The 21,824-nt window shown below is 47.1% G+C and carries 22 protein-coding genes; 8 read left to right on the forward strand and 14 right to left on the reverse strand.

Annotated features, from left to right (window positions below; translation table 11 throughout):
• Positions 1-2 precede the first annotated feature (2 nt).
• Complete coding sequence (locus tag FXO21_RS28315) at positions 3-758, forward strand: LytR/AlgR family response regulator transcription factor (protein WP_149643250.1); 756 nt, start codon at positions 3-5, stop codon at positions 756-758.
• 3 nt (positions 759-761) lie between these two features.
• Here FXO21_RS28315 and FXO21_RS28320 read toward each other — a convergent pair whose 3' ends face one another.
• Complete coding sequence (locus FXO21_RS28320; RefSeq protein ID WP_149643251.1) at positions 762-1,148, reverse strand: DUF3037 domain-containing protein; 387 nt, start codon at positions 1,146-1,148, stop codon at positions 762-764.
• Positions 1,126-1,923, reverse strand: coding sequence for a HipA family kinase (locus FXO21_RS28325; protein WP_149643252.1), 798 nt, complete (start codon positions 1,921-1,923; stop codon positions 1,126-1,128). Before FXO21_RS28325 ends, FXO21_RS28320 begins: the two co-directional genes overlap by 23 nt.
• A gap of 257 nt (positions 1,924-2,180) precedes the next feature.
• Here FXO21_RS28325 and FXO21_RS28330 point away from each other — a divergent pair, with 257 nt between their 5' ends.
• Genes FXO21_RS28330 through FXO21_RS28340 form a run of 3 tightly spaced genes read left to right on the forward strand, consistent with a single transcriptional unit; the run spans position 2,181 to position 5,372 of the window.
• Positions 2,181-3,500, forward strand: a complete 1,320-nt coding sequence (locus FXO21_RS28330) for an immunoglobulin domain-containing protein (RefSeq protein ID WP_149643253.1) — start codon at positions 2,181-2,183, stop codon at positions 3,498-3,500.
• Between the two features lie 60 nt (positions 3,501-3,560).
• Positions 3,561-4,253 carry a hypothetical protein gene (locus FXO21_RS28335; protein WP_149643254.1) on the forward strand — a complete coding sequence of 231 codons (693 nt, stop codon included), beginning with the start codon at positions 3,561-3,563 and terminating at the stop codon, positions 4,251-4,253.
• Between the two features lie 27 nt (positions 4,254-4,280).
• Positions 4,281-5,372 (forward strand): Ig-like domain-containing protein, encoded by a 1,092-nt coding sequence (locus FXO21_RS28340; RefSeq protein ID WP_149643255.1) that lies wholly within the window; start codon positions 4,281-4,283, stop codon positions 5,370-5,372.
• Positions 5,373-5,420: 48 nt separating this feature from the next.
• Here FXO21_RS28340 and FXO21_RS28345 read toward each other — a convergent pair whose 3' ends face one another.
• On the reverse strand, positions 5,421-6,422 hold the full coding sequence (locus tag FXO21_RS28345; protein WP_149643256.1) for a quinone oxidoreductase family protein: 1,002 nt from the start codon (positions 6,420-6,422) through the stop codon (positions 5,421-5,423).
• Positions 6,423-6,517: 95 nt separating this feature from the next.
• Between FXO21_RS28345 and FXO21_RS28350 the strand changes: the two genes are divergently transcribed.
• Together FXO21_RS28350 and FXO21_RS28355 are read left to right on the forward strand one after the other, a co-directional pair.
• Positions 6,518-7,384 (forward strand): AraC family transcriptional regulator, encoded by an 867-nt coding sequence (locus FXO21_RS28350; protein ID WP_149643257.1) that lies wholly within the window; start codon positions 6,518-6,520, stop codon positions 7,382-7,384.
• Between the two features lie 58 nt (positions 7,385-7,442).
• Positions 7,443-7,790, forward strand: coding sequence for a hypothetical protein (locus tag FXO21_RS28355; protein WP_149643258.1), 348 nt, complete (start codon positions 7,443-7,445; stop codon positions 7,788-7,790).
• A 25-nt stretch (positions 7,791-7,815) separates the two neighbouring features.
• Here FXO21_RS28355 and FXO21_RS28360 read toward each other — a convergent pair whose 3' ends face one another.
• The 7 genes from FXO21_RS28360 to FXO21_RS28390 all read right to left on the reverse strand — a co-directional run bounded on the left by FXO21_RS28360 (position 7,816) and on the right by FXO21_RS28390 (position 14,304).
• Positions 7,816-8,235, reverse strand: a complete 420-nt coding sequence (locus FXO21_RS28360) for an SRPBCC family protein (protein WP_149643259.1) — start codon at positions 8,233-8,235, stop codon at positions 7,816-7,818.
• Positions 8,236-8,247: 12 nt separating this feature from the next.
• A complete protein-coding gene (locus FXO21_RS28365) occupies positions 8,248-8,538 on the reverse strand; it encodes an RNA polymerase alpha subunit C-terminal domain-containing protein (protein ID WP_149643260.1) in 291 nt (96 codons plus the stop codon).
• Positions 8,531-9,175 carry a dihydrofolate reductase family protein gene (locus tag FXO21_RS28370; protein WP_149643261.1) on the reverse strand — a complete coding sequence of 215 codons (645 nt, stop codon included), beginning with the start codon at positions 9,173-9,175 and terminating at the stop codon, positions 8,531-8,533. The genes FXO21_RS28365 and FXO21_RS28370 overlap by 8 nt, the downstream gene beginning before the upstream one ends.
• 242 nt (positions 9,176-9,417) lie before the next feature.
• A complete protein-coding gene (locus FXO21_RS28375; RefSeq protein WP_149643262.1) occupies positions 9,418-12,069 on the reverse strand; it encodes a DUF7133 domain-containing protein in 2,652 nt (883 codons plus the stop codon).
• The gene (locus FXO21_RS28380) at positions 12,063-12,335 is read right to left on the reverse strand and encodes a hypothetical protein (protein WP_149643263.1); all 273 of its coding nucleotides are present in this window, start codon (positions 12,333-12,335) and stop codon (positions 12,063-12,065) included. The genes FXO21_RS28375 and FXO21_RS28380 overlap by 7 nt, the downstream gene beginning before the upstream one ends.
• A 55-nt stretch (positions 12,336-12,390) precedes the next feature.
• Complete coding sequence (fdhA, locus tag FXO21_RS28385; protein WP_149643264.1) at positions 12,391-13,578, reverse strand: formaldehyde dehydrogenase, glutathione-independent; 1,188 nt, start codon at positions 13,576-13,578, stop codon at positions 12,391-12,393.
• Positions 13,579-13,722: 144 nt separating this feature from the next.
• Positions 13,723-14,304, reverse strand: a complete 582-nt coding sequence (locus FXO21_RS28390) for an O-methyltransferase (RefSeq protein WP_149643265.1) — start codon at positions 14,302-14,304, stop codon at positions 13,723-13,725.
• A gap of 213 nt (positions 14,305-14,517) precedes the next feature.
• Here FXO21_RS28390 and FXO21_RS28395 point away from each other — a divergent pair, with 213 nt between their 5' ends.
• Complete coding sequence (locus tag FXO21_RS28395) at positions 14,518-15,510, forward strand: ScyD/ScyE family protein (protein WP_149643266.1); 993 nt, start codon at positions 14,518-14,520, stop codon at positions 15,508-15,510.
• A 74-nt stretch (positions 15,511-15,584) separates the two neighbouring features.
• Here FXO21_RS28395 and FXO21_RS28400 read toward each other — a convergent pair whose 3' ends face one another.
• On the reverse strand, positions 15,585-16,727 hold the full coding sequence (locus FXO21_RS28400; RefSeq protein ID WP_149643267.1) for an AI-2E family transporter: 1,143 nt from the start codon (positions 16,725-16,727) through the stop codon (positions 15,585-15,587).
• A gap of 146 nt (positions 16,728-16,873) precedes the next feature.
• On the opposite strand from FXO21_RS28400, the gene FXO21_RS28405 reads away from it, so the two are divergent.
• Entirely contained in the window at positions 16,874-17,623 is a 750-nt protein-coding gene (locus FXO21_RS28405) for a DNA-formamidopyrimidine glycosylase family protein (RefSeq protein ID WP_149643268.1), read from the forward strand.
• Here FXO21_RS28405 and FXO21_RS28410 read toward each other — a convergent pair.
• From FXO21_RS28410 to FXO21_RS28420, 3 genes are all read right to left on the reverse strand, one after another.
• The gene (locus tag FXO21_RS28410) at positions 17,575-18,639 is read right to left on the reverse strand and encodes a hypothetical protein (RefSeq protein WP_149643269.1); all 1,065 of its coding nucleotides are present in this window, start codon (positions 18,637-18,639) and stop codon (positions 17,575-17,577) included. The genes FXO21_RS28405 and FXO21_RS28410 overlap by 49 nt on opposite strands.
• A gap of 3 nt (positions 18,640-18,642) precedes the next feature.
• A complete protein-coding gene (locus tag FXO21_RS28415; RefSeq protein WP_149643270.1) occupies positions 18,643-20,037 on the reverse strand; it encodes an MBOAT family O-acyltransferase in 1,395 nt (464 codons plus the stop codon).
• Between the two features lie 136 nt (positions 20,038-20,173).
• A complete protein-coding gene (locus FXO21_RS28420; protein ID WP_149643271.1) occupies positions 20,174-21,808 on the reverse strand; it encodes a RagB/SusD family nutrient uptake outer membrane protein in 1,635 nt (544 codons plus the stop codon).
• Positions 21,809-21,824: the final 16 nt, after the last annotated feature.

Here is a 21,824-nt window from a genome sequence, read left to right on the forward strand (position 1 = left end):
TTATGATAAAGGCACTAATAATCGATGATGAACAAAAGGCACGCAATGTGCTAGACCACTATCTGGCTAATTTTATCAAGGAAAAAATTGAAATCCGACATGCGGATTCGGTCAGGGAAGCACTCGATATTCTGGACAACTTTATGCCGGATATCGTTTTTTTGGATGTGGAAATGCCCCATCAAAACGGATTTGACTTTTTGTTGCTGCGCAAGAATCCGAGTTATGATATCATTTTCACGACAGCCTACAATCAATATGCGATCCAGGCGATCCGGTTCAGCGCGCTGGACTATCTGCTGAAACCTGTCGACCCCGAGGAACTTCAGGAATCGGTACAGAGGCATTTGGAAAAAGTCAGGCAAAAGTCGATGCAAACCAACCAGCAACTATACGATAATCTGGCCAAAAACATTGAAAAGAAAGAAATAAAGGATTTCAGGCTGGCGGTACCGTCGAGCGAAGGAGTCTACTTTTTTACGCTGGACGAAATACTTCGGCTGGAAGCAGACAAAAACTACACTTCTATCCATCTGATCGGAAAGAGGCCGTTTCTTTCCAGTAAAACACTCAAACATTTTGATGAAATGCTGAATGAATTCAATTTCATCCGCACGCATAAGTCGCACCTCGTCAATCCTAAATACATCAAGCAGGTTACCCACAATAACCAGTTCCTGCTGCTGACCGATGGGTCGAGAATTGAAATTTCCCGGCGAAAAAAGGAAACTGTGCAGCAGTACCTCAAGTTAAAATAGCGATCAACAGCACACCTGCTCTTTGAATAAAACCGACAATGTCTGTTCCGGGTCATCACAGAACCCGGCATGAACTTTTGAAGTCTGCAGCATGGTACTTCTGGTTGCGGTAAGCCAGCGAAACCGGGAAGCAAGCGGCAGCGCGCCTATCACACCACCGTCTTTTCTCCCGTGGCATATCTGCTTGAAAGCGAGCAGATATGCCCGTATCTCCACAGGGTCGGCAACGCAACTAAAAGCATTCAGCCTGGCTTCATCAAGTTCATATTTAACGTCCAGATACTGGCGGGCGGAGCAGTACAAAATAACCCCTACATTGATAAATTCCTCGCGCTCTACCCGAGGGACCAGCCGGAGCACTGCATACTCAAATAACTGCTTGTCTTGCATCTGCCGCTGCTTTTACAAATACTTCGGAATGGCGAAGCCTTTGGGTCAAAAATTGAATATAAGCTTCCCTATGCGCTTCTTCGGTTTCAAATGGAGCGTCTTTGAGTAGCCAGTCTCCGGGAATCAGCGAAACGATTTGACGGATCTCCTGCTCGTTTAAAATCGTTTTATAATATGCATCCACCGCGTCCAGCTCTGTCGCTTTCTTCAACAGAACATGATCTTTAGCCTGCAAAAACGGCCTGGCTGCCTGCAGCTCCCAATCCTGCCACGAATGATGAAAATACAATGAAGCCCCATGGTCTATCAGCCAAAGTTCTTTGTGCCAGATGAGCATATTCGTATTCCGTGCGGTGCGGTCTACATTCATTAAAAAACAGTCCAGCCAGACGATTTCGGAAGCAAGTTTTCCGTCGACCGTCGTCACGAGCGGATCGAACGTAATGGCGCCGGACAGGTAATGCATGGCGAGGTTCAACCCGACGCTTGCTTTCAAAAGGTCCTGGATTTCCTCGTCAGGTTCCGTCCTGCCGAATGCTTCATCCAGCTTGGCAAAAACAATCTCCGGCAAACGAAGTCCCAGCAGCCTGGCAATTTCTCCGCCGATCAGCTCGGCGATGAGGGCTTTCACACCCTGGCCTGCCCCTTTAAACTTCAATACATATAAAAAATCGTCATCTGCTTCCGCAATAGCAGGCAGAGAACCACCCTCCCTCAGCGGCATCAGATAGCGTATTACGTTGACCTCCCGAAGTGCAACTGGTCTTGTAATCATCGGTTACTTAAAATGATATATGAGCCAAGTTAGAAAAAATTTGATGGTATCAATCCTCGTTTGAATTTAACTGTACCGGTTTTCAAAATAGTTTGTCAAAAATCTTGAATTTTTTTTGCAAATGGATTTTTTCCATTTCCTTTGTAGAAGTAATTGTAAAACATTACGTATACCCTACTCTATACTTGAAACATTTTTACCTTAAATGCACTTGCAGGCTCACCCTGCTTGTAGCGACTCTCTGTGCTCAAATTTCTGTGGCGCAACCCGATGGTGCTGTATATGCCACGGAAACACCTGTTCCAGGTACGGATGGCGGATCAGTAGCCAATCCGGCTAATGCCGCGAATAGCTCTAAAAATTCCGCCGCCGAACTAACTGCTTCCAAAGCATTATTGGGTAGTGCAACATCGTGCTCGCTGCAACTCTTTTTTACCAGTACGGTAAACTATGGAGCTGCAAATCCCAAGACAGTTTACTTTCGGATCAATTCGAATTCAAGTGCCTATGCGAATGGCGCGATCACGATCACGGCCCATAACAGCCAGGGGAATTCGGTTGGTCTCGTCGGAACTGGCTACAAAACTTACTATGCGCCAGATGGTTACATTTTAATCGGAGTCACGCCGTCTGCCAGTTTTAAGTCGGTCAAACTGACTGTTGCTTCGCCTGTTCTTGCAGGAACATACAGTGCAAACGTTTATTTCGCATTCTACGGACCGGGCGCGTCCAACTCGTCGAATCCATACCCGTTTAATGCGGCGGATTGCGGCAGGCCCAATGGAACCAGTATCGGCTATTCGGATATCATTCTGACAGCTTTTGACGTGTCGACTCCGGCGGGGGCAATCGATGAAAACCTTGACTCGAAGTCGTCATTCGTTTCCAATGGGCTACCACTTTTCGGCGGGCATATCAAACAAACATTCTACTTCAATGGTAAATCAAATCCGGATGATGTGGTGCGGCTTACACTGTCGCAGGGCGGCTCTTTTCTAAAAGTCAATCTCGGATCCAGCCTTACACTGCGCGCCTACAATGGTGAAAATGAAGTGGGTACAGTAAAGGTGCTTGAATCTGTTTTAGACGCTGCGCTGCTTACTTCTTTCGCAAACAACAGCAATATCACCTTTTATTTTGTCCCCAAAAGCGCGGACGGAAGCTCATTTGTCTTCGACCGCATTGAGCTGGACCTCAATATTGCATTGCTAGGGCTCGGTTTGGGAGCAAACGGAATCAATGTTCACGACGTGCGACGGGTGCCGGACGGTATCAATGCGCCAGATGTGGTTGCCTGCACAAATCTGGGTGAGATCACGCTGTCTGCCCAGGCACTGCAAGCCAGTATCAACGGCATCGGAAACTTTAAATACGCCTGGTATTCGGAGCAAAATGACGGCAATTTGCTGTCGGTGAATGCCACACTGCCTCTTTTAGGTCTTACAACCACCGGCAAAAAAACATACTATGTTGAAGCCGCAAAATCGGGTGACGGATGCACAGCTTCACCAAGAAAAAAAGTAACAGTCAATGTTCAAACTGCCCCTGCTTCCCCCAGCGCAGAATTAAATCCCTGAATACCAAAACAATACCCCCTCATATCTCTATCAGTAGTTCATTTTTAACAAAAACAATTCATGAAAAAGACTATTACCTCCTTTGCAGTGTTTGCCCTTCTTGCTTTCGCTCAAATCGCAACTGCGCAAACCACCCCTGAACCAATCAATTTCTACGTAACAAATGGTGAAGAATTTACGCTGACACCGCAGGGCGATAACAGCGCCTCCAAGCTATTCTGGCGCATTGACGGTGCATTAACAGAAATTCTCGGAAATGTGGCCGGCGGTGCATTGAAGAAAACCTTCTCGGATGCGACCACTGGAATTACAACACACACAATCAAGCTGAGCGTTATCGCCGATTTGCTGGCAGGTTGCGAGTCTGATCCTGTTGAATACAATATTATTGTACTCCCGAAATTGCAGGTAACATTGCAGATCCCGACCAAAACCAATTTTTGCGTGGGCGCTGATATCGATCTGACCCTGAATGCTTCGTTCGCAACGCCTGTCAGCAACCTGGCTCAATACGGTATCGAACTTCCGTTTGAATGGTCGACAGAAGATGGGACGATCCTTTCGGAAACCGGTAGTGCGTTGAAAGTTGTGGAAGCCGGGCTGTACAAATGTATTGCCAAATATAAGCTTCCGGTGGAAGGAGTACTTATTCCAACGGCTACAAGCCTGGCAACAAACATCATTACCGGTACTTCCCAGCAGATCCAGAAAAACCTGCCACTTCCAAAAGTCCCGGTTATTACGCTTTTCTAATTCAGTTCTCCTGAATCAATACATACGATGCGCTTTAACCTAATCGTTTGGATGCTTCTGCTACCTGGCTTTGCTTTCGGGCAAGGTCAGACCAGAGAAGTCTCCATGTGTAAATCTACGTCTATTCGGCTCAGAGCTGAGTCTTCAGGCGCACATCACTATGAGTGGTATCGTAACAATGAGCTGGTTATTGGTTCATCTGCCCACGAACTGGTTGTAAGTGAAGAAGGGACTTACAATGCTTTCGGCGTGAATGAAGACGGTTGCTTATCGCTGGAATCTATCAAAATCATCGTTAAGCATCACAAGCCAACTGCAGTTGACGATATAGCGATCTGCAAAAAAAATATCCCTGTGATAATCGATGCTCTGGGAAACGACGTCGCTGTTTGTACTGCATTGGACGCCGGTTCGCTGGTGGTACTACAGCAGCCCGCAAATGGTGCAGTAACCACGTCGGAAGGAAAATTCGTATTCACCCCCGCTACCGGCTTTGTGGGCGATGTCTCGTTTAATTATACATTCAAAGATAAATCCGGTCTTACGTCGAATGCGGGAACGGTCAGGGTTCAAATCAATACTGATCCACTTCCGGTGGTCCTCACATTTTTTGAAGCCAGCAAACGTGAGTCGCTTGCTGATCTGGAATGGGCTACATCGCAGGAAGCAAACAGTGATTACTTTGAGGTGCAACGGGCCAGTGATATGCTTCACTGGACTGAAATCGCAAGGATCAGGGCTGCCATCGAAAGTGACGATGCGCGCACCTACGGCTACACGGACAGCCTGCCGGAATCCGGGATCAACTACTACCGGTTGAAAATGGTGGATCGCGACGGATCGTTTGCGTATAGTAAAATACGTTCAATACATTTTACAGAATTCTCGTGGGCAGAAGTGTACCCGAATCCGGTCGAGGATATTCTACAAATTATAGTCCGCAACAAAAAGATAAGGAACATCAGGCTGATCAGTAACGACGGGATTGTCCGCCTCTCCAGACAGGTGACTGACCCGGCGTTTACGATCAGTATGAAACAATATCCCACCGGAATGTACTACATCCATTTTGAGCAGGAAGACGGTGCGGTCAAGATTTTCAAGTTGATGCATAATTAATGACAAATCCCGGCTTTTGGCCGGGATCTGCATTTTCAAATCGTTTGTCTAGACGTTGGTAAGCACAATTTTACCAAACTGCTTTCCTTCGTGCATGTAGTCAACCGCATCCTGGGCGTGGGCCAGGTGTGGATATACCTTGTCGAGGATCGGTTTGATATGGTGCTTTTCCGTGTATTCCAGCATGTCTTTAAAATCCTGCAACGTTCCCATTGTTGTTCCCAAAATTGAAAGGTTACGCCAGAAAATTTTGTTCGGCACTATATTGCCGATCACACCATCGGTGCCGCCAAAAAATACGATCCTGCCACCGGGCCGCGCTGCCTCAATCAGACTGCCAAATCCTTTGCCTGATGCGCTGTCGACAATCACGTCAAAACCGCCCGTTTCATTTTTGGCAGTATGAAACCAGTCTTCTTCCTTATAATTATAACCTGCGACGGCACCGAGTGCCTTTGCCCGATCAATTTTTTCCGATGAACTGGACGTGACATAAACCTGCGCCCCTGCCGCAATCGCATATTGAAGCGCCAGTAAAGCAGTTCCGGCACCAATTCCGGTAACAAGCACCTTCTCGCCCCTTTTGACCGCCGCCCTGGTAAATAACGCACGATAAGTTGTAATCCCGGCCAGCGGCAAAGCGGCCGCCTCTTCATCCGTTAAATGCGCAGGCTTCAAATGCACATATTTTTCATCAACGGCAATATATTCCGAAAAAGTGCCGGGCTCGGGATTTCCGAGGATTTTGAAATCGTTTCCGAATGCGGCCGGATCGTCGCCCCAATCGTGGCTGGGATTAATGATCACTTTTTTGCCGAGCCAATTCCCTTCCACCCTCTCCCCTACCTTCGTAACGGTTCCCAGTCCGTCGGAGCCCAGGATCAGGCCGGATTTCGGCCCGGCATATTTCCCCTTTTGTATCCACACATCGCGGTGATTCAATGCGGAGTAGGCAAGTTTAATGAGTACCTGGTGTGCTTTTGGCTCGGGCATTTCTACCTCTTTAATAATCAGCGGCTGGTTCGTATCTGTCAGGAATACTGCTTTCATGATTTCTTTTTGTTTAATTGACAATGCAAATTTGTACCGTTTGCAACTTACTTTTACAGTATAAATTTTCTCTTATCCGGTATATTCTTGCAAATATGCGTGAAACCTTGCACGAACCATTTGAAATCGTCTACAAAGAACTTGACGAATGTCCAAAGTCTGAACATCAGCATAATTTCTTTGAACTAGTTTACATTCTGGACGGCACCGGTACCCAGATCATCAACCAGCATACATTCCGGTACCATCCCGGCCACATGTTCCTGCTAACCCCGGAAGACACCCATAGTTTTGATATTGACACGACCACCAGGTTCTTTTTTATTAAATTCAATGATTTTTATATTAAAAAGAATGCCGCTTTTCTCTCTGATCCCGAACGTGGCGTACTCTTGCGACGGCTTGAATTTATACTGCAGAATGCCAACCACCAGCCGGGCTGCATATTAAAGAATCAAACAGACAAATCCATTGTGAAGCCGCTGGTTGAAGCTGTAATCAGGGAATATGTGAACCGCGACCTCTATAACCGGGACCTGATACGGCAGTACGTCAATACGATACTCATTCTTGTTGCGCGGAATATTGCCATGTTTTTACCAAATCGGGTGAGTGAGCATACTGAGGAAAAGGCGCTTGACATTGTACAATATATACAGCAGCATATTTATGATCCCGAAAAAATCAAAGCCGCGGTCATCAGCGACCATTTCGGGATTTCCCAATCCTACCTCGGCCGGTACTTTAAAAAACAAACTAATGAGACAATGCAGGAATATATTGTGAATTGTCGCCTCAAACTAATAGAAACCAGGCTCTTGCATAGTGAAATGCGAATAAATGAAATCGCTGCAGAACTGTCTTTCACAGATGAAAGCCATTTGAACCGGTTTTTCAAAAAGGCAAAAGGTATGAGCTTGGGGGAATTCAGAAGAAAAAACCGCAGACCGGCTTTGGCTTAACCATGCTTGGAATGGATTTTGAAGGGCAGTTAACATCTTCAATTTAAATACAGCAATTATGAAAGCGTTTTCAATCCTGCTCGCCCTGCTTTTTGTCATTCCGGCATTGTCTTACGCGCAAACTACGGAAAGGAAGAAATCGGCCAGGGAATACCGAAAGAGAACATCCAGCACAAGGTCAACCACAGACACGTCCGACGTTTCCGCCATATTAAAAGATTCCTCCAATGCAGAAACCGGACCTATTTTGAACGACAATGGAAGTGTGAATTCCACCGGCACGATTGATGGTCGCAGCAGCACTGGCCGTCCGGACGCAGATACGACCGGTTCATATTCTGTTAAAAAGAGAAAAACAACGATCAAGGCTGTGCCAGGAGGTTCGAGAAAGCAGCAACGGCCATAAAATACAGTCGGATGTCATGACCATGCTAGGGAATGTTGTTTGCCTCAGCGATCTGTTTGACTGCTTCCAAAGCTGCATTCCAGCCTTGAGATACTTCACGATATTGTTTCTCTGTTACCGCATACATAATCTCTTCACGTGCCTGCAACAAAGTGCTACCCTGCTTTTCATGAAAATGATAGGTGATTACAGCAGTCTGTTCTTTTGAATTGCAATCATTCAGCAGGTCGTGCCTGATCATTTTGCCTGGTACCAGGTCCAAAATTTTCCCATTTGTGTACATCCTGCCGTCTAGTCCTTTCCAGCCGAAAGCGCTTCCTGTCTTCCAGTCAGTAACATATTCCCCGCCCATCTGCCTGGTAAGCCGGGCATTGGTAAAAACCTGCCAAACTATTTCAGGTTTTACATGAATCATAATGGATTTTTCAACAATGCGGTGAATCATGGTTTGCAAAAGTTATGACGAAAAACGCAGCCCGGCTTCCTCCAATGCTTTCCTAAGTGCTGGAATGGACGCAGGTCCCATCCCGTGCAATTTCAGCACCTCTTTTTCAGATAACTTACTCAATGCTTCCAGAGACAAAATTCCGTGATGCTCCAACGCCCGCCTCGCCGGCCCGCTCAACCTGGATAGGAACCCGCTCTCTGGCCTGCTTTCAGCCTCACATATGGGGCAGGTAGGGCAATCCGTACTTTTGTAAAATTTATGTCCGTTAGGGCATACCTTTAAGCTTTTCTTACTAGCCATTTTGCGCGGTTCGGGTTGTTTTATAGTGAATTAAATTGGCGCCAGAGCTGAATGGAATCGTTTTAATGTACTCCATTATATAATCCTCTTCCAGCCTCACTTTTTCAAATAACCTCTTCCCCTTTCCGGCAAGGATCGGCTGAATCGCGATATAGTATTCGTCTATCAGTTTCAGGCTGGTCAGTTCATCCACAATAGAAGGACTCCCCAGCACTAATATATCTCTCCCCGGCTCATTTTTTAAGGCCAGGATATGTTCCTCATCGATTACATGGATCGTTCTGGTATTATTCCACGGTCTCTCAACCGTTGATCGTGTAAAAACAACTTTTTCAACCTGATCGATCAGGTTAGCAAATTCCAGCATTTCGCCTCCATAACTCTGCTTTTTCAAAACCGGCGGCCAGAAGCTTTCGAAAAGCTCATATGTAACCCTACCGAACAGTATCTGGTCACAATTGCGGGCAAGCGCATTCACAAACCGGAGTAGTTCTTCATCCGCCACCGAGCTTTCATGACTGCAAAATCCATCCGGCGTTACGTTGATTGAAACGATAATCCTTCTCATCACAAATTCGTAAGATAGCCATACAAATTTACCCGGCTCAACCTTCAAAGCGAAGGCGAAATGAGACATAAGAAAGGGGGAATCAGGACTAAATAGGGAGAAAAAAAATCCCCTGGCCTTTGTGAAGGACAGGGGTAAGAAGTTAAACAAACGTTGAGTAAAAATTTCTTTCTATTGCTATTGCGATCTTTTACAAATGTTACTACAAAATTTGCAAAAAGGCTAGCAGCATTTACACAACATTTCAAAAAAAATTACGTTCTATTCGATCGGCAACATTAAAAGTCGGCATTGTACAATTACTACCCTTTTTACTTTTTTTGCTGAGAAAGAAATGTTACCAGCGACGCAAATTCCTCATAAGACAGTTCGTTAGCCAGACCGGAAGGCATCATCGAATTTTCCAGCTCCTTGCGAGAAGTGATGTCCGACATCTTGAATGTGTAAACCGCACCGGTAATGTCGCGCAGCACCAGCTTCTCAGCCGATTCCTCCGAAACAAAACCCATATAACTCTGATCCGCTTTCGTAGTAATCAACACTGAAGCGAAACCTTGCGAGATAGACGCATTGGGTTTCAGGATCGACTCGGCGATCTGCTCCCTGTTCATAATCGAGCCGACCTGGCCCATGTATGGACCTTTCAACGGCCCGTTCTTATTGACGCTATGGCAGGCCACGCAACCCTGCTTGGTGAAAAGCGTTTTCCCAACTGCCGGATCTCCCGGAATTTTCGCGATGGCGAGCATCACATCTTCGATTGAGTTTTCGCCGATCTGCCCTTTCTTGTTGCTGATCTTGCTCAGGTCGATTTTCAGTTCCTGCTTTTCAACAATGATATCCTCCCCGCCAAACTCATCAATGCCCATGCGCTGGCGACCATTCAGATCAGCATAAAACTTCTTCCCATTTTCATCCGCCTTCGTCCATTGCTGCATGAGGAAGCTTTTAATTTCATCGGAAGATTCCCAGGTGATTGCTTTATAGTAGGGTCCATGCGTATCCGGCCTCGTACTCCACCACCATGAGCCATCATATGGTGCTTCTTTTTTGTGCAATCTGCCCAAAGTAGTCAGGATTTGCCCCTTCAATTTTTCGTCTGTGGCCTTTCCGAAAGCCTGTATCAGTCCGGAAACAGCCCTGGGATCGTGCATATAACGCAGCGCCCAGAGAGCAATAGTCGAATTTTCGGTACCGACAGCTTTTACACACGCCTCCACCGCGTTGATCGCTACAAGTGATCTTACTGCGACATGCGCAGGAACAATCGCCGAATTCGGAGTCGCATGCGGGCCTTCTGTTCCCTTGGCCGGAGATACAAATGAAGCTGGCACTTTAACTTCCAGCAAAGATTGGGCAGCTTCAGTGCGACCCAGTCTTCCCAACCCGACCGTCGCCGCAACTTGTACGCGCGCAGACATATCTTTCATCCCTTTCAGGAACGGTTCAATAGGTACCTGACCGATAATCGGCTTTCTGTCGGCCAGGGCGCGCAATGTGAACTCCCGCACGTCGCTTTCGTCGGACAGTTTAACCAGATTACTGATCCCTTCCTTGCCGGAAGCTTGGGCATAAGTAAAAATACCAGCGACGCGGACATACAAGGGAAGGCTTTTATCTTCGGCCACTTTCCAGGAAAGTTTTGCCGCCTCTTTCGGAAACCGGGCCAAAAGCTCCTGCTGCCCCGCAAGCCGCTGTACCGCGCTTTCAGATTTCAGTAGCGCCGCTAATTCCTTTGCTGACGATTTTTTTACATCTTTAAAAGCCCTGTATGTCCAGTTTTTGGGAACCGCTCTCACTACAAATCCTTTATTGGGGTTTCCCGAATATCCGGCACCATCCCAGGCTGCCATGTAAACGCGCCCGGAAGCATCGATATCCAGATCCGTAACCTGTGCCAGCTTGACAAATTCTTCTTCCTTCTGATCAAAAGTGGCTGCGTCGGGTGTTAGTCGGTGCACATATACCTGGCTTCTGCCCCAGTCGGCCATCATCGGCACGCGGTTGTACTTGGCTGGCCAGGTAGGATCGTCCATAAATAGGGAGCCTGTCCCTGAACCACCACCCAGATCAATGAGTGCGGGGATAATTTCTTCGGTGAAATTTTTAAAAAGGACCGGATACCCATATTCGCCGGATTGTATCTGGTTGCTGAAACGGATATTCCATCCTCCGCCGTCATTGGTATTGTCCCTTGTGAAAATATTCATATAAGGGTCAATCGCGACATCATAAATATTACGCATGCCGTGTGTGTACACTTCCATTTCTGTACCGTCGGGGCGCACGCGAACGATTCCCCCGCCAAGTTGTGTCAGTTTTTTGCCCGAACGGTCCACTGCATCGTGAAAGCCGAAGTCTCCTACTGCAATATAAATCCAGCCATCGATGCCCAGTCGTATTCCGTTGGTAGCGTGATCGGTGCCACGGCTTTGCAGGAATTTTGGTGAGCTGACGCCCTGAATCAATGGTTTCGAGGGGCCATCGGCCACACCGTCATGGTTCTTATCTTCAAAAACCACCAGATCCATTCCCGAAGCCTTCCCGGTTTCTTTGGAGAATGTTGTATGCAGTACAAAAAGCTGGTCCCCCTGGGAAATAATCCCGCGCGGGTCATCCACTTTGGCGAAAGTAGTATGCTGATCCACTTTGCCGTCATGATCAGTATCGACAAGGCGGACAATACTCCCTTTACCTGGATCTTTACCTAACGAGCCGATCATATCCACTCCAACGTATACCTCACCGGTAGGAGCAACTGCAAGACATGCCGGGCTTGGTGTCAGGTCCGGGCCTGCGAAATGGGTTACGTTGAGTTCTGCCGGCCAGCTTGCCGCATTGGGCAGCGTGTCCGCTTTCATTAACACCCTGCCGGGTTCCTGTTCAGGTGAGTGCTGCAAATCGAGGCTGTTCCAACCCAAAAGCAAAAATGCAGACAGCACACTCAAATAAATTTTTAACATAAGGATTTAAGGGTAAAATCCGGCAACCGCCGGAGGTACGGTAAATTTTGGCCTGCTAAATAAACGATAAAAATCATTTGTCTGACGACATTGAATAGCAAAATGAAGTTTTCCGGATCTATATAAGACTGTTCATCGATATGTAGCTCGTATGCAGCTGTTTGTATTGTTACCAACAACGTACGATATGCAAAGCAAAAGCCGGTGACAACACCGGCTTCGGCTCGCACACCGGCTTCGGCTCGTACACCGGCCTCGGCTAGCATACCGGCTTCGGTTTAAACACCGGCTTCTAGTTCAAAACTGGCTTGACTATAAAGTCTACGCAATCATTCCATGCGGATCTATCACAAATTTCTTTGCAGCTCCTTTATCAAAGTCCCGATAACCTCTCGGTGCATCCTGCAGCGTGATGACTTCCACATTCACGGCTTTTGCAATTTTGATTTTATCGAACAAAATAGCGTTCATCAACTGGCGGTGGTATTTCATAACCGGGCATTGACCAGTATAAAATGAATGCGATTTGGCCCATCCAAGCCCGATCCGTATGCTCAGACTACCCTCCTGGGCCGCTTTGTCTTTTGCACCGGGATCGCCGGTCACATAAAGCCCTGGAATGCCGATAGCACCGCCGGCGCGGGTCACCGCCATAGCAGTGTTGAGCACAGTGGCCGGCCGCTCCTCCGAGGCATGTGCGCCGTGGCCGCGTGCTTCGAAACCGACGCAATCAACAAAACAATCGACCTCAGGAACACCGACAATAGCTTCAATCGCCTGTTCCAAAGGCGTATCCTTAGTCAAATCAATTACTTCACAACCAAAACTTTTAGCCTGATCAAGCCTTTCCTGGATCATATCACCGACAATTACTACTGCGGCCCCCAGCAAATGACAGGAAGCTGCACAAGCCAGTCCCACAGGTCCGGCCCCTGCCACGTATACGATCGAGCCAGGCCCAACGCCGGCTGTTACAGCGCCATGAAAACCCGTCGGAAAAATATCTGATAACAGGGTAAGGTCTTTGATGTAAGACATTCCCTGATCTTTATCCGGAAATTTCAACAAATTGAAATCGGCGTAAGGCACCATCACGTATTCAGCTTGTCCTCCTACCCAGCCACCCATATCTACGTAACCGTAAGCAGCGCCCGGGCGTGACGGATTCACATTAAGGCAAATACCGGTCCTTCCTTCCTTGCAATTCCGGCAGCGGCCACAGGCGATATTAAATGGCACCGATACGAGATCGCCTTGTTTGATAAACTCTACATCCCTACCTGCTTCAACAACGATCCCTGTAATCTCATGCCCAAGCACAAGCCCGGCCGGAGCCGTAGTACGCCCCCTGACCATATGCTGATCACTGCCGCAAATGTTGGTGGAAACGATCTTTAGGATTACCCCATGCTCACACTTGCGGTCTCCGATTGCGAGTTTGGGATACTCAATTTCCTGTACCTCAACTTCGCCTGGCCTGATGTAAGCAACTCCATGATTCTGACACATAAAAGTAAATTTTAAGGGTTAGTGACAAATGGACTCATTCTCGAATAATTAAAACATATTCTTTTAATTATTTAAATTTAAACCATCTACCCGCCTCTTTATACTCTTACTTTCTTTTAAAAAACAGGGGAGCCGACGCTTGCGCTAACCAATTTTAACCGCCAAAATAATCCCCGTAGCCCACACTTGTTTAGTTAATACCAGATCATTCCGGCTATCCAGGTAAGCGATCAGATTTTTGGCTTTCTCATCGTGTCCATCAGGCCAGTTGGGCTGAGGCATCATATCATCGATAATATAAAAACCTCCCGGTTTGAGCATATTCAATGCTTCATCAAGCATGAGATATTTACCGTGCCAGGTGTCGGCAAAAATATAATCGAACTTTTCCGGGCTATTTGCGGAAAGCCAGTCAGCTCCGTCGGCATGCACCAGGGACACCCTTGGGTCCTGTCCCAGATAGTGCGCTGCTATCCTCAGAAAGTCCGCGTCATTGTCAACCGAAATAAGTACTGAATCTTCGTCCATACCGTCCAAAATCCATGAGGTAGACAGCCCCGTACCAGTACCCAGTTCCAGAAAGCGCCCGCCGGGTTTGGAGGCGGCCAGGGTTTTTAAGAGAGAGCAGGTATGAATGTCGGACGCCATTGTAAAACCCGATAATCTGGTTTGCTCGTCAATAGCCGAATAAGCTTTGGGAAAAGGCTGTAAAATATCTTGCGTCATTTCTGGATAATTGGTTGTGGATACTGCTGTGAAAATAGCCCGTCCCGCTTTACGGGCAATGAATAGATATAAAAAAACTCATCTCATTTACCGCTTAATAAGAATAAACCGCAATTAACCACAGGATACAAAGGAGGCGGCTTTCCTTTGCCTACTTTTGCCGATGCCAGCAATTGGCAAAAATCAATCTTACCAACGTTAACATCTCCATTTATGAGAACAAAATTTCTAAAACCCCTTGCCGCATTCTTACTATTCGCTTCTGCTGTTGTATCCTGTACCGATCACGAAGTACCGATTCCTGAACCTACTCAATTCGCTGTATCCAACGTGGTGGCTGGCCTGCGGGCACCGATCGGGATGGACAAAGACAATCGGGGCAATTTGTGGGTTTCTGAAATCGGCACGGGGAAAAATGACGGTGCGATTGTAATGATTTCGCCCAACGGTACCAAAACAACATTCGTAAGTGGCTTCACCTCGATAGGCAGCGATGAGGCTGGCGTTGAAGGTATCAGTCACGTGATGTTCCACGATGCCAAGCTGTATATCCTCCACGGTATTGACGGAAAACTTTTTATCACAGACGTTTCCGGTTTCAATGCCGGAGATCCTGAAAGAAAAATGTCCGATCTGATCGTTCATGAATATGGACAGGAGATCAGAAAAATCAAACCTACAAAGGATAACAATTCCAACCTTTACGCGATGACGGTTGGCCCTGACGGTAACATGTATATGGTTGACGCGGGAGCTAACGCAGTGATTAAACGCGACAACAATACTGGTGACATCAGCGTTTTTGCACCGCTTCCCGAAGTAGGGACCGGCCCGATCGTAGATGCAGTGCCAACCGGAATTGTATTCGATGGAAATAAATTCCTGATCAGTACATTATCTGGCGGGCCTTTTGTCAAAAACAGCGCGAAGATCTTTGCGGTGGACATGAAAGGTGAAGTAAGCGTTCACGCAGAAAATTTCACCACGCTGACATCCATTGCGCTGACCGCCAACAACAAACCACTTGTGATCAAATTTGCCGATTTCGATAAAGGATTTAAACCTTTCACAGGCGCTGTCCTGAATGAACAAGGCAAAGAACTGCTAGGCGGTATCATGATGCCTACCGACATTAAACGTACCGGCGAACGGGAGTTCTATTTGCTGAGCATGCCCCTTGGAACAGTACAAAAACTGACTTATTGATCAGAATTACATACTGGTTTGAAAAGCGCCGCCTGAAAGGGGCGGCGCTTTTTTTATAACAGCGGTCCCTCCCGTTATTGGGTCTCTTTGGGATTAACAACTTCATGAGGCGCATCTTCCGGCATTTTATCGCCCAGCAATTTCCCCCAGGGTTTCAATTCATCGATCCGGTCGAAGATAATTTTCAATACAGCAACGATTGGGATAGACAGGAACATACCACTTACCCCCCACAATGTCCCGCCGAGTAATACTATCAGTATGGAAACCAATGCGTTGACTGAAACCTTAGAGGAAACAACACGCGGAACAATGATGTTATTATCAACAAACTGGATCAGTGTATAGGCTGCAAATATCAGCAGCGGCGTTGTAAATCCATCTTTGGTAATAAAAGACATCAGCACGGGCAGCGCAATCGCGATCACCCCGCCTATGTAAGGTATCAGATTCAGGATTGCCCCGATTACGCCCAGCAGTACCGCATATTTTACACCTAAAATCAGTAATGCAGTTGAATTGAGCGCCGCTATAATTGACATTTCGATCATCAATCCCACAATATAGCTCTGCACTGCACCTTTCGTTTCTTTCAGGATATCGGCTACCTGCTCTGAGTTGTCTTCATCAAAAACCTCGTAGATAAAGTTCAGGATCAGCGGCTTATAATATAGTAACAAGAATACATAAAGCGGGATCAGTACAAAAAAGCTGAGTATCCCAAATACTGTATTCAACGTTTTGCCCAGGTAGGTCCGGCTGCTGTTTACGGCTTCGTTCAGCACACTCATCTGCTTCTGAGTCGACATTCCAAAGGTAGATGAAAGCCAGGCTTGCAGGTCATGCAGCAATGCCATCGTTTTCTTTTCAAGCTGCGGCAACATTTCTCCAAACTGAACAATCTGCGAAGACAAAAAGAACATAATCCCGGCCACGACCAGAAAGGCTGCCAGGATAGTCAGCACGATTGCCAGTATTTTGTTGACGTTCCACTTTTGAAGCCGGTTATAAACCGGGTTGAGTAAGATCGCAATTAACCCTGCAAATGCGAAAGGGACTATGATGTCCTGCAAAAGCGCGAGTATGTAAACAATCAGATAAAGCCCGATCAGGATCATCGGTGCTTTGATATAAAACGGATAATCGGGCCGGGCTTTGATCCAGTTTAGCTGATCCGCCGGCTGGTCGTCCTTGTGACTTTTAAAAAATAATCCCATACTGTTCGGTGTAGTGAAATGCTGATGCAACGATCCTCTCGCCTAACGCGGTGGCGCGGCCAGCGTGGCCCGGCCAACGTGGCGCGGCCAGCGTGGCCCGGCTTTTTTAAGATGACTGCCATCTGTTAATGTATAATAAGCATGCCATGCCAGAAGGTCCGTCCATTGTGATTTTGAAAGAAGCGATCGATGCGCTTCATCTGAAAGGAAAGGTGATCCGGCATGCCGAAGGTAATGCCAAAATCGACCTGGACCGGCTGATCAACCAGCAAATCACAGATTTCAGGTCGTGGGGAAAACATTTCCTGATCTGCTTTCCGGATTTTACTTTGCGCATTCATTTCATGCTTTTCGGCAGTTATCTGATCAACGCGCAAAAGAAAACACTTCCCCGGTTGACACTGATTTTTGATAAGGACGAACTGAATTTCTACGCATGCTCTGTCCAGATACTCGACCAGCCCGCTGACCAGCTTTACGACTGGCGCGGGGATATTATGGCGAACAAATGGGATGCTAAACTCGCATTGAAAAAGCTGCACGAAAATCCCAAAATGCTGGCCTGCGACGCATTGCTGGACCAGCATATCTTTTCGGGAAGTGGCAATATCATCAAAAACGAAGTCCTGTTCCGCACACGCGTTCATCCGATGAGCCACATCGGCGCGATACCCGACGACAAGCTGAAAGAGCTCGTCAACGAAACGCGTAATTATGCTTTCGACTTTTTAAAGTGGAAAAAGGAAAATACTTTGAAAAAGCACTGGCTGGCACACACCAAAAAGAGCTGCCCCAGGTGCAACATTCCCTTTCACAAAGAATACCTGGGAAAATCGAAACGCAGGAGCTATTTCTGTGAGAGTTGCCAGGAGCGTTTTTTACTCGAGACCATTTGATTAACATGCGTTAACCACAACCGTTTGCCATCAACATTCCAGTGTCCATCGCTTTTATGAAACCATTCCGGATGATGAAGCAGCTCGTCGTTCAAATTTAAAAGCGGGACTTTCAAGTGTCGATTCTCAGATATACGTGTGATCTGATTATTGTGAGGAAGTCTGTTGGGTTCACAAACAGTCACTTTGTTTGGGATAAAGCAAAAGTACACTTCGGAAAACCCGGCATGAATGTAGTGCGAACGGATAAGGTTCATATTAATTACAACACTGTCAATGTCGGAATCGGTTAATTGATTATAGGGGGAAAGGGGGCTGCGGGAACTTGCTTCGATTTCATAAAACAAAAACGCGCGATCCTGTGATATCAATGACCCTGGATGGGTACGGCCAAAAAGTGACAACATTAGATCGGCTTTGATTTCTTTGACTTTCAAAGCGAGACTCGAGTTGAAAAGTATAAATTCCAGCCGCTGGTTAATTTCCTTATTCAACTTGTTTTCCCAAAAAGAACTCACCTGCCTCACTTGTTCTTTGGCTGCTCGTTTGCTCTTCCCGCGTATCTGAAAACCCTTGTCTATATAAAGGCTGGCATAATCCTTCCGAAGCCGCTCCTGGATGGTACGTTCAATCACTTCGATTACCAGGATTGACTCCACCGACGAATCGAGGCTGACCGTATCAACATGTGTCCCCAGCCAAATGTGGTAATTATGCCTGCCGGCGTAAAAGCTTGTGTCCATTGTCGTGAAGCTATCGCCTATCGTGTAAACGTCGACCGATTGTGAACGACTCTTAGGCTTGTCGCTTTCAAGCAGATCATCGGCTTCGCTCCAATCCAATTCTTTAAATTGTTCCAGATTGGTGATGTTGTACAAGTCGCCGAAGCGATATTGATCAGGAATAAAACCACGAGCGTACAACTTTCGCTGCAAACGCTCGGATAAGCCTGCTGCTAACACCAGAGCCGAAAATATCAGAAGGAATGCACGCGTACTTTTAAGCAGGAATTTCATAGCTTAAAACTGAAAATAGATGAACTGATTGCTGCCAAATACACCCCACAAATAGCATATCAAAGTGGCCATTCCCAATGCAGGCCAGAACCTCCAACCCGCGGGCACGAATTCAGGCGACAGGTATTCCTTCAAAAACAATACTATTATTAAGAAAAAGCAAAATATCGATTCACTATTGCTCAGGGGCAGTTGGGGGAGACTCCAATTCGCTGGCGTGGCAATCGTACGTATAATCAGGAGGGCGTCATCGGTACTGTGGGCCCGAAAGAATATCCAGGCGAGTGTCACCACCAGGAAGGTCCAGGCGACCCGGAAGACGTCAGGAATGGATGAAATTCCTGGTATCCGAATCTGTGAGGCAACGAGCAATAAGCCGTGGAACGCTCCCCAGATGACAAATTTCCAGTCAGCTCCATGCCAAAGGCCACTCAGCAGGAAAACAAACATCAGGTTAAACCATGTCCGAAAACGCCCCTGACGATTTCCGCCAAGTGGAATGTATACATAGTCGCGGAACCAGGTGGAAAGGGATATATGCCATCGTTGCCAGAATTCGGCGACAGACTTTGAGAAGTACGGTGAGCGAAAATTAACCATTAGTTTGTAGCCCATTGTCCGAGCCGATCCCAGGGCGATGTCGGAATAGCCGGAGAAGTCGCAATAAATCTGGATGCTGTAAAAGGCGGCTGCAATGGCCAGGTTGGCAGCATTTTGTGTTCCGGGAGTAGCGAATACCGGATCAGTGATTAATGCCAGGCGGTCTGCTATAACGACTTTTTTAAACATACCCCAGGCAATCAGCCACAATCCATGACGGATATTCTCCCAATCGAACGTAATGTGCTGACGGAATTGACCCAATACATTCTGTGGCCGCTCGATAGGACCTGCCACGAGTTGCGGATAAAACAGCACATATAGGGCGTAAATACCAAAATGACGCTCTGCCCGCTGGTTGCCGCGATACACTTCAATCGTATAGCTCATGGATTGAAATGTGTGAAACGACAAGCCAATGGGAAGTAAAAGGCCAGGATATGACCCATCCATCGTACCTGGCTGATAATCGATCCCGCCGGCTCTCAACAGAAGCGCTATATTCTCATTGAGAAAATCATAATATTTGAAAAAAGCCAAAAAAGCGATGTTGGCAACAATACTGGCGGCAAGCATAACGGTCCGCCACATTCCTGAAAGCTTCTCAATACAAATGCCTGCAAAGTAGTCGAAGAGGATGATCGTGCCTAGAATGAGCAGGTAGGCAGGAATGAATGACGCATAAAAATAGGCGCTGGCCGTCAGGAGTAAAACCCAACGCCAGCGCCCGACAAGCGTGTAATACGCAGTAGTTGTGAAAATAAAAAAGATGAGAAAATGGAGAGAATTGAAAACCATTGGAAGCCGGAATTTAAAAGCCGACTAAACAAAGCATCAAAATGCTCAGCTCGACAACTCTTTTTTCCTGAGGCTCACCACGTTTATTGAAAGGCGGATCACTCCCCTGCCCACTTTCTGCTACTTTCCATCTATCCTACCAACCTGCATTCTGCCTCAATTCCGGGTTCAATGCAATTTCATTGATCGGGAAAGGCCAGAGGTAATCTTTCGCAGGATCGAATTTGCGGAAGCTGGCTGCCTGCACCAAAATAATATTATCCGGCGTCAGGTTAACGGTAGCAGCAGCAAATTCAGATTTGAAATAGAAATTACCCAAAACCGGCTTTACCAGCTCGGTCTCAGCAATTTTCCAACGGATCAGGTCAAAGTAACGGAAACCTTCCTGCGCCAGCTCGACCCGGCGTTCGCGGCGGATTTCATCGCGCATGTTCAGTGCATTGGCGGTAACAAAAGCATTGGTCAGTTTGGCGATTTCGCCCCGGGTCCGCAGCAAGTTGATCGACATGTCGAGCTCTGCATCCGTGATCGCACCTTTCAGCTCATAGGTTGCTTCGGCGAAGATCAGCAATACCTCCGCATAGCGCAGCAGCGGACGGTCGGTCACGGAAGCCTGTGTGTTCCAGTCGCTTATATTCGCAAACTTCCGGAACATGTAACCCGTTTTGTTAAATACCAGGTTGGCAATATCAAAAATTGGCTTGGTCGTCATCATCGCATCGCCCCGTTTCATGAAAGTAGCGCTCATACGTGTGTCGCGGTTTCTGAATACTTTGTGCGAAGAATCCGGCAGTGTCCAAAGCGGCGATTTGGTCAAAGGCAGCCCGTCTTTCATCAGATAAGAATCCGCCAGGCTTTTTGTAGGGTTCACGCTACCCGTTTCCAGCGAGCTACGATAGTACGCATGTGTAAGCACACGTTCCGTAGAGGAAACACCATATTGTTTCACGATGATATTCTCTTTGTTCTGCCTTCCCTCGCCTGCCGTCTGAAAGAGGTCAAAATAGTTTCCGAACAGTGCATGTTCCTTGCTATCGATCACTTCTTTACTGCTGACAACCGCAATATTCAGGTGTTTGGTGGCGTCACCTTTTGCGTGAAATTTGGCATAAGTACCTTCATAAAGGCCCACTCTTGCTTTGAATGCTTGCGCAGCTGTTCGGGAAATCCGGCCGTAATCCGCATTGCCAAGCGTTGTGATCGTTGGCAGCTTAGTGATCGCAAAATCGAGATCCATATAGATTTGATCCACAACCTTCTCTCTCGGCGCTGCCGCTTCTGTCAGCTCAGGACTGCTTTCGCCCAACGTTTTCAGGATCAAAGGCACACCTCCGTATTTCTGAACCAGTGAAAAATAACCCCAGGCGCGGAAAAAGTATGCTTCTGCCAAATATCGGTCAAGTACAGCCGGCGTTACCGCAGCGCGTGGCGCTTTTTCCAGAATATTGTTAGCCGCGCGGATCAGGTTATAAGGAGTATTATAGTTCCCGGTAGCGGTAGCAGGAGCAAGTCGCGAACCGTCGCTGACTGAATTGGATGCCAATCCAAATGCATCGTCGGACCAGTTATCCTCGGTTATATTTCCCTCGTTGGGCACCGTAAAACCCGGCAGAAACGTATACAGGTAATTGTTAGCCGCTTTGATATCCGACTCCGAAGTCCAGAAATTCATATCACTGATATTGGTTTCCGGCAAACGGTTCACGTCGCAGGCTGTCATGAATGTGACCAGCGACAGGCTCAGCAGCGTTTGTTTGAATGTAATTTTCATTGTTATTAGTGTTAAT

The sequence above is a fragment of the Dyadobacter sp. UC 10 genome, assembly GCF_008369915.1.
Classification (GTDB): Bacteria; Bacteroidota; Bacteroidia; order Cytophagales; family Spirosomataceae; genus Dyadobacter.